At 69.7% G+C, this 15,905-nt stretch carries 14 protein-coding genes and 1 pseudogene; 7 read left to right on the top strand and 8 right to left on the bottom strand.

The window, feature by feature from the left end; all coding sequences use genetic code 11:
- The first annotated feature begins 167 nt into the window (after positions 1-167).
- Entirely contained in the window at positions 168-1,487 is a 1,320-nt protein-coding gene (locus ACU6WZ_RS20405) for an aldehyde dehydrogenase family protein (protein WP_447029534.1), read from the top strand.
- A 77-nt stretch (positions 1,488-1,564) separates the two neighbouring features.
- Here the strand turns inward: ACU6WZ_RS20405 and ACU6WZ_RS20400 are convergent, their stop codons facing one another.
- Positions 1,565-2,542 (bottom strand): penicillin-insensitive murein endopeptidase, encoded by a 978-nt coding sequence (locus ACU6WZ_RS20400; protein ID WP_447029533.1) that lies wholly within the window; start codon positions 2,540-2,542, stop codon positions 1,565-1,567.
- 7 nt (positions 2,543-2,549) lie between these two features.
- Positions 2,550-4,304 carry a glycoside hydrolase domain-containing protein gene (locus tag ACU6WZ_RS20395; protein WP_447029532.1) on the bottom strand — a complete coding sequence of 585 codons (1,755 nt, stop codon included), beginning with the start codon at positions 4,302-4,304 and terminating at the stop codon, positions 2,550-2,552.
- A 254-nt stretch (positions 4,305-4,558) separates the two neighbouring features.
- Here ACU6WZ_RS20395 and ACU6WZ_RS20390 point away from each other — a divergent pair, with 254 nt between their 5' ends.
- From ACU6WZ_RS20390 to ACU6WZ_RS20375, 4 genes and pseudogenes are all read left to right on the top strand, one after another.
- Positions 4,559-7,426, top strand: coding sequence for an AfsR/SARP family transcriptional regulator (locus ACU6WZ_RS20390; protein WP_447029531.1), 2,868 nt, complete (start codon positions 4,559-4,561; stop codon positions 7,424-7,426).
- 87 nt (positions 7,427-7,513) lie between these two features.
- Positions 7,514-9,063, top strand: a pseudogene (gene istA, locus ACU6WZ_RS20385) (IS21 family transposase).
- The gene (istB, locus tag ACU6WZ_RS20380; RefSeq protein ID WP_447028588.1) at positions 9,063-9,839 is read left to right on the top strand and encodes an IS21-like element helper ATPase IstB; all 777 of its coding nucleotides are present in this window, start codon (positions 9,063-9,065) and stop codon (positions 9,837-9,839) included. The pseudogene istA and the gene istB overlap by 1 nt, the downstream one beginning before the upstream one ends.
- 101 nt (positions 9,840-9,940) lie before the next feature.
- On the top strand, positions 9,941-10,159 hold the full coding sequence (locus ACU6WZ_RS20375) for a hypothetical protein (RefSeq protein WP_447029530.1): 219 nt from the start codon (positions 9,941-9,943) through the stop codon (positions 10,157-10,159).
- 30 nt (positions 10,160-10,189) lie between these two features.
- Here the strand turns inward: ACU6WZ_RS20375 and ACU6WZ_RS20370 are convergent, their stop codons facing one another.
- From ACU6WZ_RS20370 to ACU6WZ_RS20355, 4 genes are all read right to left on the bottom strand, one after another.
- Positions 10,190-10,993 (bottom strand): GntR family transcriptional regulator, encoded by an 804-nt coding sequence (locus tag ACU6WZ_RS20370; RefSeq protein ID WP_447029529.1) that lies wholly within the window; start codon positions 10,991-10,993, stop codon positions 10,190-10,192.
- A gap of 529 nt (positions 10,994-11,522) precedes the next feature.
- Positions 11,523-11,888, bottom strand: a complete 366-nt coding sequence (locus ACU6WZ_RS20365) for a cupin domain-containing protein (protein ID WP_447029528.1) — start codon at positions 11,886-11,888, stop codon at positions 11,523-11,525.
- Positions 11,889-11,947: 59 nt separating this feature from the next.
- Positions 11,948-12,910 (bottom strand): IS3 family transposase, encoded by a 963-nt coding sequence (locus ACU6WZ_RS20360; RefSeq protein ID WP_447029527.1) that lies wholly within the window; start codon positions 12,908-12,910, stop codon positions 11,948-11,950.
- 62 nt (positions 12,911-12,972) lie between these two features.
- Entirely contained in the window at positions 12,973-13,356 is a 384-nt protein-coding gene (locus ACU6WZ_RS20355; protein WP_434593092.1) for a hypothetical protein, read from the bottom strand.
- A 210-nt stretch (positions 13,357-13,566) separates the two neighbouring features.
- Between ACU6WZ_RS20355 and ACU6WZ_RS20350 the strand changes: the two genes are divergently transcribed.
- Positions 13,567-13,728, top strand: a complete 162-nt coding sequence (locus tag ACU6WZ_RS20350) for a hypothetical protein (RefSeq protein ID WP_447029526.1) — start codon at positions 13,567-13,569, stop codon at positions 13,726-13,728.
- An 83-nt stretch (positions 13,729-13,811) separates the two neighbouring features.
- Positions 13,812-14,123, top strand: coding sequence for a hypothetical protein (locus tag ACU6WZ_RS20345; protein WP_447029525.1), 312 nt, complete (start codon positions 13,812-13,814; stop codon positions 14,121-14,123).
- 84 nt (positions 14,124-14,207) lie between these two features.
- Here ACU6WZ_RS20345 and ACU6WZ_RS20340 read toward each other — a convergent pair whose 3' ends face one another.
- Together ACU6WZ_RS20340 and ACU6WZ_RS20335 are read right to left on the bottom strand one after the other, a co-directional pair.
- A complete protein-coding gene (locus ACU6WZ_RS20340; RefSeq protein ID WP_447029523.1) occupies positions 14,208-14,969 on the bottom strand; it encodes an ANTAR domain-containing protein in 762 nt (253 codons plus the stop codon).
- Positions 14,966-15,682, bottom strand: a complete 717-nt coding sequence (locus ACU6WZ_RS20335) for an ANTAR domain-containing protein (protein ID WP_447029521.1) — start codon at positions 15,680-15,682, stop codon at positions 14,966-14,968. Before ACU6WZ_RS20335 ends, ACU6WZ_RS20340 begins: the two co-directional genes overlap by 4 nt.
- Positions 15,683-15,905 lie beyond the last annotated feature (223 nt).

Below are 15,905 nucleotides of genomic sequence, written 5' to 3'. Positions count from 1 at the left end.
CCACCGGCCGGGGAATGTCGACGACCGGGGAACAAGCCGGGGAACAATCGGCAGTACTTTATTGCTGGCGTATACACGTACCTGTTTTCGGGCCCGTGCCAGCGCGGTATGCGCTTGTACGGGCGAAGGCAGCCGTCCGCCCCGTTCGCGTCCACAGAGGAGCCAAGGTGAAGTCGTCCACCGCCCCATCCCCCGCAGATGTCGTCGCCCGGCTGCGTGCCACCTTCCGCACCGGCCGCACCAAGCCGATGTCCTGGCGCACCGAGCAGCTGCGCGGCCTGCGTGCCATGCTGACCGAGCATGGTCAGGACCTCGCCGCCGCGCTGCGGGCCGACCTCGGCAAGGGCGAGCGCGAGGCGTTCCGTACCGAGATCGACTTCACCGTCCGCGAGATCGACCACACCCTGGAGCGGCTGACGGACTGGCTGCGGCCCGAGCCCGCCGATGTTCCCGCCCAGCTCGGCGCGTCGACCGCCTGGACGGTGCAGGACCCGCTGGGGGTCGTACTGGTCATCGCGCCGTGGAACTACCCGGCGCAACTGCTGCTCGCCCCGGTCGCCGGTGCGCTCGCCGCCGGCAACTGCGTGGTCGCCAAGCCCAGCGAGCTGGCTCCGGCCACCTCGCGCGTCATCGCCGAGCTGCTGCCGCGTTTCGTCGACAGCGACGCGGTGGCCGTGGTCGAAGGCGCCGTACCGGAGACCACGGCACTGCTCGAACAGCGCTTCGACCACATCTTCTACACGGGCAACGGCGTGGTGGGCCGCATCGTGATGCGGGCAGCCGCCGAGCACCTCACCCCGGTGACCCTCGAACTCGGCGGCAAGTCACCGGCGTTCGTCGACCGGGACGCGGATCTGCGGACGGTGGCGGCGCGGCTGGTGTCCACCAAGTTCCTCAACGCGGGGCAGACGTGTGTCGCCCCGGACTACGTGCTCACGGACCCGCACACCGCGCGCGAGCTGGCGGGCGCCCTGGAGGAGGCCGTACGGGAGACGTACGGCGCCGATCCGGCATCCTCGGCCGACTACGGCCGCATCGTCAACGAACGCCACTTCGACCGGCTGACCGGCCTCCTCGACTCGGGGAAACTGGTCGTCGGGGGCGATCACGACCGTACGAGCCGCTACCTCGCCCCGACCGTGCTGTCCGGGGTGTCGCCTGACTCCCCGGTGATGGCCGAGGAGATCTTCGGCCCCATCCTGCCGATCGTGGAGGTCGACGGTCTCGACGAGGCCATCGCGTTCATCAATGACCGGGACAAGCCGCTCGCGCTGTACGCGTTCACGCAGTCCGAGACGACGCGCGACCGTCTGGCGACGGAAACCTCCTCCGGCGGCCTCGGCTTCGGCCTCCCGGTGGCTCACCTCACGGTCTCCGACCTGCCGTTCGGCGGGGTGGGCGAAAGCGGGATGGGCAACTATCACGGCCGCTACTCGCTGGAGACGTTCAGCCACCGCAAGGCCGTACTCGACACGCCACTCGGCTGAGCGTGCCGGAGATCAGCACGGCGGTGTGACCGCGGGGTCAGCCCCGCGGTCACACCGGCGTGTCCGCGGTCAGCGCGTCAGCACGTGTACAGGCTGTTGGGGTGCACCTTCTCGCAGTAGCGGACGTGTAGGTGGTTGTCGTGGTTGGCGTACTGCGTGGTCAGGCCCTCGGAGATCAGCTGGGGGTCGTTGAAGAAGATGAGCCGGACATGACCGGGCGCCGCGGCGCGGATGGCCTTGACCAGCTCGCGGGTGGCGGCCCGGTCGTACGTGGCGGACTGCCAGGTGATGCGCGGGCCCGTGCACTGGGCCGAATCAGTACGCACCGGCCACAGGTCGTAGTCGAGTCCGATCTCGTGGCTGGCGTGGCCGCCGATGTCGCCGCCGTGTTCGAAGCTCGCGTCACCCAGCGGTACCTTGCCGTTGCCGCCGGCGCCGAAGGATGCCGCGGCTGCTTCGAGTTGGGCGGTGGCGGCGGCCGTCCCCCAGTTGGCGGAGGTGTTGCCGTCCGGGTTGACGTCGCAGAGTCCGCCGCCGGCGCCGAAGTCGGCATAGTCGTAGTGCCACAGGAGGTTCTTCCAGGTGGTGGGCCCGACGATGCCGTCCGAGGCGACCCCGGCGTGGCTCTGGAAGGTCTTGACAGCCGTGGTGGTGGCGGAGCCGAAGGTTCCGTCCACGGGTAGCCCGGCCCCGCGCTTGGCGTTGAGCAAGGACTGCACGGCCTGCACGGCGGGCCCGCGGTCCCCGGCCCGAACGGTGATGACCAGTTCGCTCCACGTGTCGGGGCCGACGACACCGTCCGCCCCGAGTCCCTTCGCACTCTGGAACGACCGGACCGAGGCGTGGGTTCCGGAACCGAAGATCCCGTCGGCGGCCTCGGCCTGCCCGTGCGCGGTGAGCAGATACTGCAGGGCGACGACGTCCGCGCCCCGGTTGCCCTGGCTCTGCGTCGGGTTGAAGGCCTGCGCGAAGGCGTGGGCCGGTGTGCCGACGCCGATGAGGAGAGTGACGACGGTTGCGAACAGCAGCCAGATCCGCTTGCGTGGATGCCTCATCGGCTCCTCACTTCCCTGCCTGGAGGCCGGACCACGTGGCCGGACCTGCGACGCCGTCGACGGAGAGGCCGCGTGAGGACTGGTAGTCACGAACGGCCTGTTCGGTGTTGGGGCCGAAGTCCCCGTCGATGCCTACCGTGCGGCCGAGTGCGGCGGTCAGCGACCGTTGCAGCCGCGTCACGGCCTCCCCGGTCGAACCGCGCTGCACCGTCGGCGTGGAGCCCCGCGACAGCAGAGCCGTCCAGGTGCTCGGGCCGGTGACCCCGTCGGCCGCGAGCCCACGGCTGGTCTGGAAGCTCCGGGCGGCGGACACCGTACCCGCGTCGTACGTGCCCGAGGGAGTGTTCGCGCCCGGATCGTGGCCGGCGGCCTCCAGCAGGCACTGGGCCGCGTTGACCTGGCTGCCGGTGGAGCCGGAGCGCAGCGTCGGGTAGCCGGTGAAGCTCAGGTTGGTGGCGCCGCAGGTCGCGGGCTGCCCGGTACCGGCCGCCACGTCGAGGTAGTTGCGGTCGATGCTGATGCTGACGCCACCCCAGGTCTCGCTCACGTCGCCGGCGTACTGGTGGATGCGTTGGTGGTTGGACCAGGTGCCGGCGGGGGCGTAGCTGCCGGTGTTGGTGTCGACGGCGTTGTTCCACCAGGCGAACCAGATGTGGTCGACGCGGGTGTAGGCGGGGTTGTCGTACTCGGCGGCGGCGTCGCGGATGCCGGATGAGGCGCTGGAGTACACGCCGGAGAGATAGCCCTGGGCGTGTAGTTGGTCGGTCCAGCCGGAGAGGTAGGACAGGACGGCGGCCTTGCAGGACGAGGTGGAGGCGTACCCCTCGATGTCGCTGTAGATGGCGCTGCCGGCGGGGATGCCGAGGTTCTGGGCGGCGGTGACGGAGGCGCCGGCGGCGCCGGCGCCCTGGGAGCGGGCGGTGGAGGTGCTGGTGGACATCTTGTTGGAGAAGGTGGAGCAGGGGGCCTGCTTGCCGACGTCGATGGGGATCAGGCGCCAGCCCTTCGACGTCTGGGTGCTGACCCAGCCGGAGGTGAGGTTGGCCTGCCCACAGGCGCGGGTGGGGCCGCTGATGTAGATGCCGACGGCGCGGTAGGGGGAGCTGCCCAGCCAGGCGTCCATGGCGCCTTGGGAGGGGGCGGTGCAGGCGTCGAAGCCCTTGCCCTGGAAGGTGCCCGGCTGAGGTCCGACCGCGGCGAGCGGGGCGGCCCGGTCCTCCCGGGGGGAGGCCGGCAGGGCGGTGCGCTCGGCGTCGGGGGTCAGCGTGGCCGAGTCCAGGACGCGGCGGACGGAGGCTTCGCTGCCGGGGGTGTGGGCGGCGGTGACCAGGACGCCGGCGGCCTCGACCGCCACCTGTATCTGGTCGTTGTCGCTGGTGGGTGCGATGGCGCGGGCACTGCCGCTGCGTGCGCGGGCGGTGGCGTTGCCCGAGTGCTGGACGGCGGTGGCGTCGATGGGTTCGATGAGCAGGCCGGCAGTACGGCCGACGAGGTGGGTGGGGCAGCTGTTCTGTTCGCCGGGGCGTCCGAGATAGACGGCCGGCTGGTCGAACCGGACGCAGGCGCCCGGCTGTTCGGCGAGATCGACCACCTTCCAGTCCCGGGGAACCTTCACCTGGTAACCCTGATAGGTGACGGTACGGGTGGCCTTGTCGGCCGGCGCGGCATGCGACGCGGGCGCGACGACGGCCGGGGAACCCAGCGCGGCCAGCAGAGCCGCCACGGCGACGGTGGTGCGCGAGCGTCTGCGACGATCAGTCATCAACGGGTCTCCTTGGGGGGAGGAGGAGCACAGCAGGTCGGTTGCGGCAGGCCGGTTTGCGGCAGGTCGGTTGCAGCAGTGGGTTTGCAGCAGGTCCGGTTGCGGCAGGTCGGTCCAGCCCCGTGTGTACGGGACCGAGGAAGCGCGCCGGTTGCGCGCCGGTTGCGGCGGCCTTGACATGTACGCATCGCTCGCTGGATGGTGGCGCCGGACCACGACCGGACACCCCGCGGACACCTCCCAGGGACGGTGAGATGCGTTATCGGATCCTTGGCCGGCTCGATGTCCACAACGGCACCCAGTGGTCCGCGCCGACCGCGGCGAAGCAACGCGCCGTGCTGGGCTGCCTGCTCATCAACGCCAACCACTTCGTCTCCGCCGAGGCGCTCATCTGGGAACTCTGGGGAGATCACGTACCGGACACCGCGGCGAAGTCCCTGCAGGTGTACGTCCATCGGCTGCGGCGCAGCCTCGGCACCGGCCAGGGGTCCTTACTCACCCGGCCGACCGGCTACGAACTGACCGTCCACCCCGACGAGCTGGACGTAGAGCACTTCTCCGTACTTGCCCTCGCCGGGCGGACCGCCCTCGCCGAAGGCCGGCCGGATCGGGCCGTCGAGGCGCTGACCGAGGCGCAGGCGCTGTGGCGGGGACGCGCGCTGGCCGACGTACCGAGCACTCCGTCCGTGCAGGCCGAGACCTCACGACTGGAGGAGTGCCGTCTCGCGGCCTGGCAGGATCTCGCCGACGCCAGACTGGCCGCCGGCATGCACCGCGAACTGGCCGCCGAGCTGAGTTCCCTGCTGGCCGAGCAGCCGCTTCGGGAGTGCCTGTGGGCACGGCTGGTACTCGCTCTGCACGGGGCGGGACGCCACTCGGACGCCCTGCACGCGTACGGGTCCGCCCGGCGTCTGCTCCTGGACGAACTCGGCGTCGAGCCGGGACCCGAACTGCGGGACGCCCGCCGGGTCGTACTGGGCGGAGCCGGACACCCCGACGACCGGCCGCCAACCCGCCAACTTCCCGCAGCGGTAACGGACTTCGTTGGCCGAGACGACCATCTGGCACGGGTACTGGACCTGCTGGCCCGGCCAGGAGACCGCGCCCCCCGAACCGTCATCGTCACCGGGGTGGCCGGTGTCGGCAAGAGCAGCTTCGCCGTGCACGCCGCACACCGCCTGGGCGAGGCGTTTCCCGACGGCCTGTTGCACGTCGACCTGCGCACCTCCGCGCAGCGCCCGGCCGAACCGGCCGACGCCCTCACCTCGTTGCTGGCCACCCTCGGCGTGACCGGGCCGGCCGTCCCCCGGGGGCTGGAGGACCGAGCCAGGCGCTACCGCGCGGAACTCGCGGGACGGCGCGTCCTGGTCGTCCTGGACAACGCCACCGACGAACGCCAACTGCGCCCCCTGCTGCCCGGCTCTGGGGACAGCGCGGTTCTCATCACCAGTCGCGGTGGACTCGCGGGCCTGGAGGGTGCGCTCCGCGTCGACCTGGATCTCCTCACCGACGACCAGGCCCTCACCCTGCTGGCCCGCGCGTCCGGCGAACGGCGTACGCGGGACACTCCAGCCGCCGCCGGGCGCATCGCTCGCCTGTGCGGAAATCTGCCGCTGGCCCTGCGCATCGCCGGCGCACGGCTGGCCACCCGCCCCCACCTCTCGGCGGTCCGGCTCGCCGACGCGCTCGCCGACGAGCGCCGCCGCCTCGACGAGCTGGTCGCCGGAGACCTAGAGGTGCGTACCAGCGTCTCACTGAGCTACGAGGCTCTGGACCCGCGCGCCCAACGCGCGTTCGAGCTGCTGGGCCTGCTCGCCCCGCGGTCGATACCCGGGTGGGTCCTGGGCGCCCTGCTGGACTCCGGGACCGGTGAAGCGGCACGCGTCCTCGACACACTCGTAGACAGCCGACTGCTGGAGGTCGCGGCCCTCGACGACGAGGGCGAGCCACGCTTCGGCATGCACGACCTCGTACGGCTCTACGCGAGCGAGCGGGCCGCCGCCCATACACCGCCGGACGTGAGCGCCGCGGCGCTCGCCCGGGTGTGCGAGGCCTATCTGGCCCTCGCGCAGCGCGCGGACCTGGCGCTCTCCTCCGGCTTCGCCGGCGCCGTTCCCACCCCCGAACCACGGTGGCGGCCCCCGGACGCGGAACGGCTGCTCGCTCGGCCGCAGGGCTGGCTCGATACCGAGCGCACCACCCTGTGCGCACTCGTGCACCAGGCGGAGGCCGGTACGGCCTGGCGCCTCGCCGGCGCCCTCGTCGGCTACTTCGAGTCGGGCGCCCACTTCGACGACTGGCGTGAGACGCACGAGCGCGCACTGGCTGCCGCCCGCGAGGCCGGAGACCGGCTCGGACAGGCCGTCATCCTGCGCGGACTCGGCGAACTGGACACCGTCCAGGATCGCTACACCGAAGCCATCGAATCCTTCCAACGGTCCCTGCACGCGTACGCGTCGGGCGACCGGCCCGAGCCCGGTGAATCCGCGGCCGCGGCCGGCCTCGGTGTCCTGCTACGGCTCCGTGGCCGGTACGGCGAGGCGATCGCCTGCCTGGAACGGAGCATCGGCAGCGCCCAGGCCACCGGCAACGCGCGTGCGCAGGCGTACGCCCGATGCGCGCTCGGCACCGTATACCTGGAGCTGGGAGCGACCGCCGCAGCGCACCACGCGTTCGAGCGCTCGCTGGAGCTCTCCCGCGCAGCGGACTACCCGAGTGGCGAATGCGCGGCGCAGCGCTGTCTCGGTCTGGCCGACCTTGCCGCCGCCCGGCTCGCCCCCGCCCGGGCCCGGCTGGAACTCGCCCGCCGGCTGGCCGCGGAGCGGGGAAACCGGGTCGCCGAAGTCCACGCCCTGCAATGGCTCGGCCACCTCACCGACGTATCCGGCGACGCGGAACAGGCCGAGCGCATGCTGCTGGAATGCCTGACCGCGTACGGCCGCTTCGGCGAACCCTTCGGTGAAGCCCTCACCCTTCGGTCCCTGGCCGATCTCCACCTGCACGCCGGCCGGGAGGGTGTGAGCGATCACGAAATTCCCCAGGTGAGGCGGGTTCCGCGTCACGTAATTCCCCACCCCCGCGGTCACGTAATTCCCCATGGGGACGACGGACGCAGCGGGTAGTGGTCCTGGCCGTCGAGATGACGGACGCTTCCTCGATCAGTGGTTCGAGGTCGAGGGAAGCGCACGATGGCAAGGAGAACGTTCAACGTGGTCGATGTGACCGAGATCTATGTCCACTGGTACGCGGGCCGCTCCAAGAGCGAGCTGGCCGCGTCGCTGGGACTGGACCGCAAGACGATCAGGAAGTACCTGGCCCCGGCGGAGGCCGCCGGGATGGCCCCGGGCGGGGCGGCGATGGCCGCGGAGGACTGGGCCTCTCTGATCAAGGGCTGGTTCCCCGAGCTCGCCGATGCCCGGTTGCGGCAGGTGACCTGGCCCGAGATCGACAAGCACCGTGATTACATCAAGAGCCTGCTGGGGACGGTGACCGTCGCCACGATCCACCAACGGCTGCGGGACGAGAACGAGTTGGTGGTTTCGGTGTCGTCGCTTCGGCGGTGGATATCGTCCTGCGCGACGAGATCGAGCCGGGGCTGGAGGCTCAGATCGACTACGGCTTCCTTGGCCAGTGGATCAACCCGCGGAGCGGGAAGCGGCACCGGATCTGGGCGTTCGTGATGGTGCTGCCGTGCTCGCGGCACATGTTCGTCCGCCCGGTGATCCACCTGGACCAGCACTCCTGGACCGAATCCCACGTCGAAGCCTTCAGATTCTTCGGCGGCGTCCCGCAGCGGCTGGTGCCCGACAACCTGAAGACCGGGGTGGACAAGCCCGACCTCTACGACCCTAAAATCAACAAAGCGTATGCCGAACTCGCGGCCCATTACGGTGCGTTGGTAGATCCAGCCCGCGCTCTGAAGCCAAAAGATAAACCGCGCGTCGAGCGCCCTATGCCCTATATACGTGATTCCTGGTGGCGGGGCCGGGAGTTCTTCTCGCTCGAGCAGATGCAGGCCGAGGCCATCCGGTGGTGCACCGAAGTCGCCGGTCAGCGGCAGTGCCGCCCGCTGGGCGGGGCCGCCCCGGCCTCGGTTTTCGAGGCCGTCGAGGCGTCCACGCTGCTGCCGCTGCCGAAGACCCCGTTCGTGCTCGCGAAGTGGTCGACGGCCACCGTCGGCCCGGACATTCACATCAAGGCCGGCCGCACCCTCTACTCGGTGCCGTGGAAACTGATGGGCAAGCGGGTCGACGTCCGCTCGACCGCGACCTTCGTGCAGGTCTTCCACGACGGCGAACTGGTCAAGACCCACGGGGCACTTGAGCAGGGCAAGCGCACCCATGCCAGCGACTACCCGCCGGAGAAGATCGCTTTCCACATGCGGACCCCGACCTGGTGCCGGACCCAGTCCGCGCAGGTCGGCACGGCCTGCCGCGAGGTGGTCGATGGGCTGCTGGAGGTCAACGCGCTCTATCGGCTCCGCGCCGCCCAGGGGATCCTCGGCCTGCGCAAGAAGTACGGCGAGGGCAGGCTGGAGGCCGCCTGCGCCAAGGCGACCCTGGTCGGCGACCCGTCCTATCGCACGATCAAGGGCATCCTCGTCGCCGGCACCGAGACCGAGCCGGCCCCCGAATCCTCCGGCGATGGCGGAGCCGCCGCCTTCCTGCACGGACCTCAGCGGCTCTTCGCGACCGCGACACCCCCCGACATGACGAACGACGACCGTGATGACCACCGTCACGAAGAAGGAGTGGCGTGATGAGCATCATGGACACCGCCCTGCGGGACGCGCTTCGCGCGCTGAAGCTCTCGGGCATGCTGGAAACTCTCGACGCCCGCCTCTCGCAGGCCCACGGCGGCGAGCTCGGCCACCTGGAGTTCCTCCAGATCCTCTGCCAGGACGAGATCACCCGCCGGGAGACCGTCGCCTTCCAACGGCGCCTGACCCGGGCGAAGTTCGAGCAGCAGGTCACCTTGGAGGAGTTCGACTTCGCGGCCTCCCCGAAGATACCCGCGGCCCAGGTCCGCGACCTTGCGGCACTGCGCTGGCTGCACACCGGCGAGTCCGTAATTTTGTTCGGGCCGGTCGGCGTTGGGAAGACACACGTCGCCCAGGCACTCGGACATATGGCGATCCGCCAGGGCGCCAACGTCCGCTTCGCCAAGACCAGCCGGGTTCTGGCCGACCTGGCCGGCGGCCACGCGGACCGCACCTGGGACCGCCGACTGCGCGAACTGGTACGGCCCGACGTGCTCATCCTGGACGACTTCGCGATGCGCCAGCTGACCGCGGCCCAGGCCGACGACCTCTACGAGCTGGTCTCCGAGCGGCAGGGCCGGTCGCTGATCCTGACCAGCAACAGGGCGCCGAGCGACTGGTATCCGCTCTTCCCCAACCCCGTCGTCGCCGAGTCCCTCCTGGACCGGCTCATCAACACCAGCCATCAGGTGATCATGAACGGTCCCAGCTACCGCCCCAACAAGCGGCCCCGCGCAGGCGTCACCGACAAGACAAACAAGCCCTCGATCAAGTAGACATGGACGAGGCCAGGACCTGGGGAATTACGTGACGCTGAGCCCGGGGAATTACGTGATCGTCCACAGAGGGCGCCGCGGCACGGGCGGCCCGCCAGTCGTTGGCGATCTGGCGGCGGCTCGACTCCCCGTACTGGACCGCCCGCACCCTCGACGTGCTGGCCGCGATCGGTTCGGGCGACGAGCCGAACGGCGCCCGCCGGTCGCGCCGCGAGGCTCACGCGCTGCGCGCCGCCGCCGGCCTCCCGCCCGGCCTGCGCCCGCCGACCTCGCCGACCGGTCGGGCGCTGGGCGGCCATCTCCATCTGCCGGAGCGCTGAGCCCGGCGGCCAGGCGCCCCGGCTGACGGCTCACGCCGGGCGGGGGGCGGGTTGCGCGGGGGCGGTGAATCGGTAGGTGACGCCGCTGTGGGAGGGCGTGTGGGTGAGCCGCGTGAGTTCCAGGGTGCGGTGGTGCTGATCGCGTACCTGCCGATGGGTCAGCAGACGCAAGCCGGAGTGCTCTGCTCCCGTCCCGGGGGCGAGGGTCAGGGTCTCGTAATGCTCCAGAGTCAGTCCGGAATCCACCATCCACTGGTAGAGGCGCCTGAGGTCGCTGCGACTGTGATGCGGCAGATGACGCCGGTACCGGGCCAGGAGCGGGACTTGGGTGATCGCGGTGTGGGACAGGTAGCTGGTCGCGGACAAGGTGACGACGCCTGCCGGCGAAGTGGCCGTGTACTGGTGGACCAGGGTGCGAGCCTTCGGCGGGATCCCCAGCTGTGTGGCGTACGAGTCGGGTACGGCTTCCCAGCCGAGACTGGTGGTGCTGCGGCTGCCGGGTTCAGCGGTGAGAGCACCGAGGGGAAACAGGAGCTCTGTGGCTGCGTGGAACGAGCGTCCGCGCGCGTGATCACTCCTGTCACCCCTATCACTCCTGTCATTCCTGACCACAGTGCCTCTCCTGTCCGTGCTCACCAGCCCCTTTTCCCGCAGCAGGCGCAGTGACTCGCGGACGGTTTGTCGGTTGACACCGTGCTGACGCGCCAGGTCCCGCTCGGCGGGGAGGCGTGCGCCGGTGGCAATGCGGCCGGTTTCGATGTCGGCCTGGACGGCGTCGGCAACCTCGGCGTAGCGGGGGAACCCGCTGCGGGACCGGCCTTGGGGGAAGTCCATGGATCTCCTCAACGTCACTCCGTGTATGCACCTGCTCGTTCTGTGCGACGCCCCTGTTCTAGCATTGGTCTACACCTTTAGTGAAGGGGGTGAGGCTGCGGTTGGCACGAAGTAAGCGGTGCCCCTGCCCTGCGGCGCCACCCGAACCGCCACTCCTCAGCCACGAGCAACCCCGCGCCCAACGCGATGCCGCTCAACGGCAGACCAGGGCGAGGGAACCGGACTGCTCGACGACCCCGGCGCGGGCCACGCGGTACGCGCCTCAGAACCTGCCGTCCATGGCTGCGCACGCGTCGGGTCGAATGACCGAGGAATCGGGACGCCGGAATCGGCGCCTATCTGGGTAACGGATACGCCACCCACCCCATCCCCCATCTGCGAGTACATGATGTACATGCCTAACGAGCTTGGGGTCAATTGAGGGCGAGCGGTGTTGGCCTGGTGGCTCGGGCCCATGTCACCATGTCACGGCCAGGGTCGGCCCGTATGGCCCCGCCCATTGGGCCGACCGGCACTGGCGGGACGCCCGTCATCCTCCCTGCGCCTTGATGTGCTCGATAACCTCGTTGAAGTCCTTGGTCGGCGAGAAGTCGATGTACTCGCAGTCTTCGAGCGCCACCGGGGCGTGGCCGGGCGGCCAGTAGAAGGCCTCACCCGCTTCGTAGAGCTCGTCGCCATCCGGCGTCCGCATCTTCAGCCGTCCCTTGAAGAGGTAGCCCCAGTGCGGGCACGGACAGAGGTCACCGGCCAGACCCTTAAGAGCCGGCCCCATGTCGGTGCCCTCGGGAAACCGCACAAAGGCAACGGACATGTCTCCGCCGACGTCCTGAACACGCAGCTCCACCCCGTCACCTTCGATGGCGACAGGAGTGTCCTTCCGCGTCGTTGCCGTCATAGCTGCTCCTCCCGGCTCACCCACCGGTGCGTGTCAAGTCAAATGAGACGTTTGTGTGGCTATGAGGCTTGTGGTTCGGGTTCCCTGCGTTTTGCGGGGTCGTTGATCCACGCTTTCTGAGGTATCTCGGGTGGTCTGGGGCGGCGGGCGAAGCGTTCGGGGTGTTTGTCGTATGCCTCGGTGAGGGTGACGGCTCGCTGGTCGCGGACCTGCTCGGCGGTGCCGAAGTGGGCGGAGGCGGGCGTGTGGTAGCCGATCCCGGAGTGCCGATGCTCGTGGTTGTAGTACGCGATGAAGGCGTCGAACCAGTCGCGGGCGTGGGTGAGGGAGTCGAACCGTTCGGGATAGTCGGAGGTGTACTTCGTGGTGCGGAAGTACGACTCGATGTAGGGGTTGTCGTTGCTGACTTTGGGGCGCGAGTGACTGCGGGTGACGCCGAGGTCGATCAGTAGTTGGGAGACCTTCTTGGAGGTCATCGAGGTGCCGCGGTCCGCGTGGACGGTCTCGGGCACGATGCCGCCGCGTTCGATGGTCTCGCGGATCAACTCCTCGGCCCGGTCGGCCGATTCGGCTATCTCGACGGTGTGGCCGACGATGTACCGGCTGAAGATGTCAATGATCACGTAGGCGTGATACCAGACGCCCTTCCCGGGCCCGGCCAGCTTGGTGATGTCCCAGGTCAAGACCTGCGAGGGTGCGGTTGCGACGAGTTCGGGGACGGTCTTGGCCGGGTGGGCGGCCTGGCGGCGGCGTTCGCCGCTCTGCCCGAACTGCTGAAGGATTCGGTACATGGTGCGGACCGAGCAGTGGTAGCGGCCGGCGTCCAGTTCACGCGCCCAGATCTGGGCCGGGGCCAGTTCGGCGTAGGGGGCGCTGTTCATCAGCCGCAGGACACGATCGCGTTCTTCGGCGCTCAGGGCAGATACCGGAGTGGGGCGGGGCTGTTTCGGCTTCGGCTCGGCCGGGTGCAGGAACCGGTGGTGGGTGGCGCGCGAGCGTCCGGTCAGCCGGCAGGCCGCCACGATGCCGACGTAGCCTTTCAGCGCGTCGACGGCCTGGGCGAGCTGGGGTTCGACGGCGTGTTTCAGTCCGCGCTCTCGGAGATCATTTCCAAGAGCTTGTGTGCTTTTCCCAGCACTTCCAGCGCGGCGTCGCGCTTTTCCACCTCCTTCTCCAGTCGGGCGATCTTGCGGCGTAGCCGGTCGTTCTCGACCGCGTCCGCGGACTTCTTGGGCCGGGCCGGGCTGGTCCGCCGGTCGACGAGCTTCTCCAGGGCGCCGGCGTCCCGGGCCTGGCGCCACTCCTGGATGTGCGAGTGGTACAGCCGCTCGCGGCGCAGGATCGCACCGCGCTCACCAGGTGCCTCGGCGGCGTCGTATTCGGTGACCATCCGCACCTTGTACTCGGGCGAGAAGGTACGGCGCTTCGGCTTCGGGGCCGGGTCGGCAGCGGGGTTCGTACTGGTCATGGGGGTGGTACTCCTGTTCGCACCCTCTCAGACTAACCCGGCATAACGGGATGTCTCACCCAAGGGTGGCAGGGAGGGCACTGAGGGAGGCAGGGAAAAAACTCCCTCCCCTCCAGCCTGCACCCGGGAGCTATACAGCGCGATACGCGGGCCGACGACCTGTTCGCCTACCGCTGGCTCGACACCGAGCGCACCACCCTGTGCGCACTCGTGCACCAGGCGGAGGCCGGTACCGCATTGCGCCTCGCCGCGCCCTTCCAGCAGGATGCGCTCGGCCTGTTCCGCGTCGCCGGATATGTCGGTGAGGTGGCCGAGCCATTGCAGGGCGTGGACTTCGGCGACCCGGTTTCCCCACTTCGACGACTGGCGTGAGACGCACGAGCGCGCACTGGCCGCCGCCGCCAGATCGCCAACGACTGGCGTGCCGCCCGTGCCGCGGCGCCCTCCCGGCCGGCGTGCAGGTGGAGACCGGCCAGGGACCGAAGGGTGAGGGCTTCACCGAAGGGTTCGCCGAAGCGGCCGTACGCGGTCAGGCATCCCGCGCAGCGGACTACCCGAGTGGCGAATGCGCGGCGCAGTACTGGACCGCCCGCACCCTCGACGTGCTGGCCGCGATCGGTTCGGGCGACGAGCCGAACGGCGCCCGCCGGTCGCGCCGCGAGGCTCACGCGCTGCGCGCCGCCGCCGGCCTCCCGCCCGGCCTGCGCCCGCCGACCTCGCCGACCGGTCGGGCACTGGGCGGCCATCTCCATCTGCCGGAGCGCTGAGCCCACGGGGAAGGGCTGCCCTCATCCCCTCCGTCCGCATCCAGCCCCGTGATCCTGGTGACCGACGGTTGACCCAACCTGGCATCAGCTGCCGGCAGTTGGGGTTGGGGCGGGCCGGGGGATGTCATGGGTGTCGAGGGTCTGGTCGATGATCTGGCGGGCGCAGTCGGAGATGCGCAGCTGATGAGCGCGGGCATAAGTACGCAGGGCGGCGAACGCAACGTCGGGGTCGACGTTCCAGCGCTCCGCGAGGATTCCCTTGGCCTGTTCGATGACGATGCGGCTGGTCAGAGCTCGCTGCAATTGGGCTCTCTCTGCCTGTTCCTGGTCAAGGTCGCGCTGTTGCAGGAGGGCGATGGTGGCGACGTCGGCGAAGGCCTGCGCGAGTGAGGCATCCTGTGGGCTCATTGGCTGCTGACTGGCATGGAAGAGGTTCATCGCACCCACGGCGCGGTCGCGCAGACGCAGGGGAAAGGTGTGACTGGTGTGGAATCCGCTGCTCAGGGCGCGGGTGGCGAAGGCGGGCCAGGCGCTCGTGGCGGCAGGGTCACCGAGGTCGATGTTGATGCGTGCGGTGCCGGTGCGGTAGCACTCCAGGCAGGGGCCCTGATCGTGCTGGAGAGCGAAGAGCTCAAGCAGATGCGTGGTTTCGTCGGAGGCCGCGATGGTGTGCAGGGTCTCCTTCTCGTTGCCCAGGAGGATGCCGGCGGCGGAAACACCGAAGACAGTGACGCAGTGCGCACACAGCTGCTCCAGGAACTCAATGAGGTCGAAGTCGTCGATCAGGGAGTCCGCCACCTTCACGAAGACCTCTGACACTTGCTGTTCGCGGGACATGGATGTCATCCCCTCGCCTCTCCTGATGATTGCGGTTCGGGTCTGTCGTCGTCCAGACGAAGGCGGCGCGACACGATGTCCTCGGCCGCTTCAATGATCGACCTCTCGTGGCCATAGGCGTAAGCGCGCAGCCGTACCAGCGCCTGGCCGAGCGGAACCCCGAGCTGCACACTGAGCATGCCCGTAGCCTGGTGTACGACTGCTCGGTGGAGTTCACCGTCGGGCTGCGAATCCACCCAGGAGGCGAGCTGAGAGCCGGCGCCGAGGAACTGCAGCGTAAGCGCGGCGGCCAGGGCCAGGGCGTCGTCGACCTCCTGTCCCGCCATGGGGCCCGAGGTTGAGCGCAGGGCGGTGAGAATTCCGACCTTGATGCCGCCGAGGCACAGCGGGAAGCAGAACACTGCCTGAATCGGCAGGTGGGCCATAGCAGGCAGCAGGGCGGGCCACCGGTCCGCCCACGCCGCGGACAGGTCGTGCTCCAGCGCCAGCAGCCCTGTGCGCAGTGCGTCCGGACCCGGCCCTTCGCCCAGCGTGAACTGCAGGTCTTCGAAGGATTCGCTGGTCGCCCCTGAGGACCACAGCTGCTCCGTGATCTGGTCCTCGATCGCCAGGGACACCGCCAGATGATCCATACCCAGGATACCGGCGCAGCCATCGGCGATCCGCGGCTTGGCCTGCCCATGCAGGAGCCGCAGGATCTCGGCCATCCCAGAGCTGATCACTGACGGCCACCTCTCTCGGCTCGTTGAGGGCGGGCAGGCCGGCGATTGAGGTTCGGGGCCCTGGCCTCGGGCGACTCGGCCGGAGGAGCCGGAGATCCTCGCGGACACCGGCGTCTGATGTCGAGGGTATCCGGGTCAGCGGTGGGCTGGGGCTGGGGTGCTGGGCGGGTGTCGCTGTGAATGCCGGCGGGCAGCCGGACGATCCCGGCAGCCACCGGAGCGG

Source organism: Streptomyces hypolithicus (assembly GCF_052934925.1).
The sequence above is the reverse complement of the archived record's forward strand: the minus strand, read 5'-3'. Positions and strand labels throughout refer to the sequence as shown.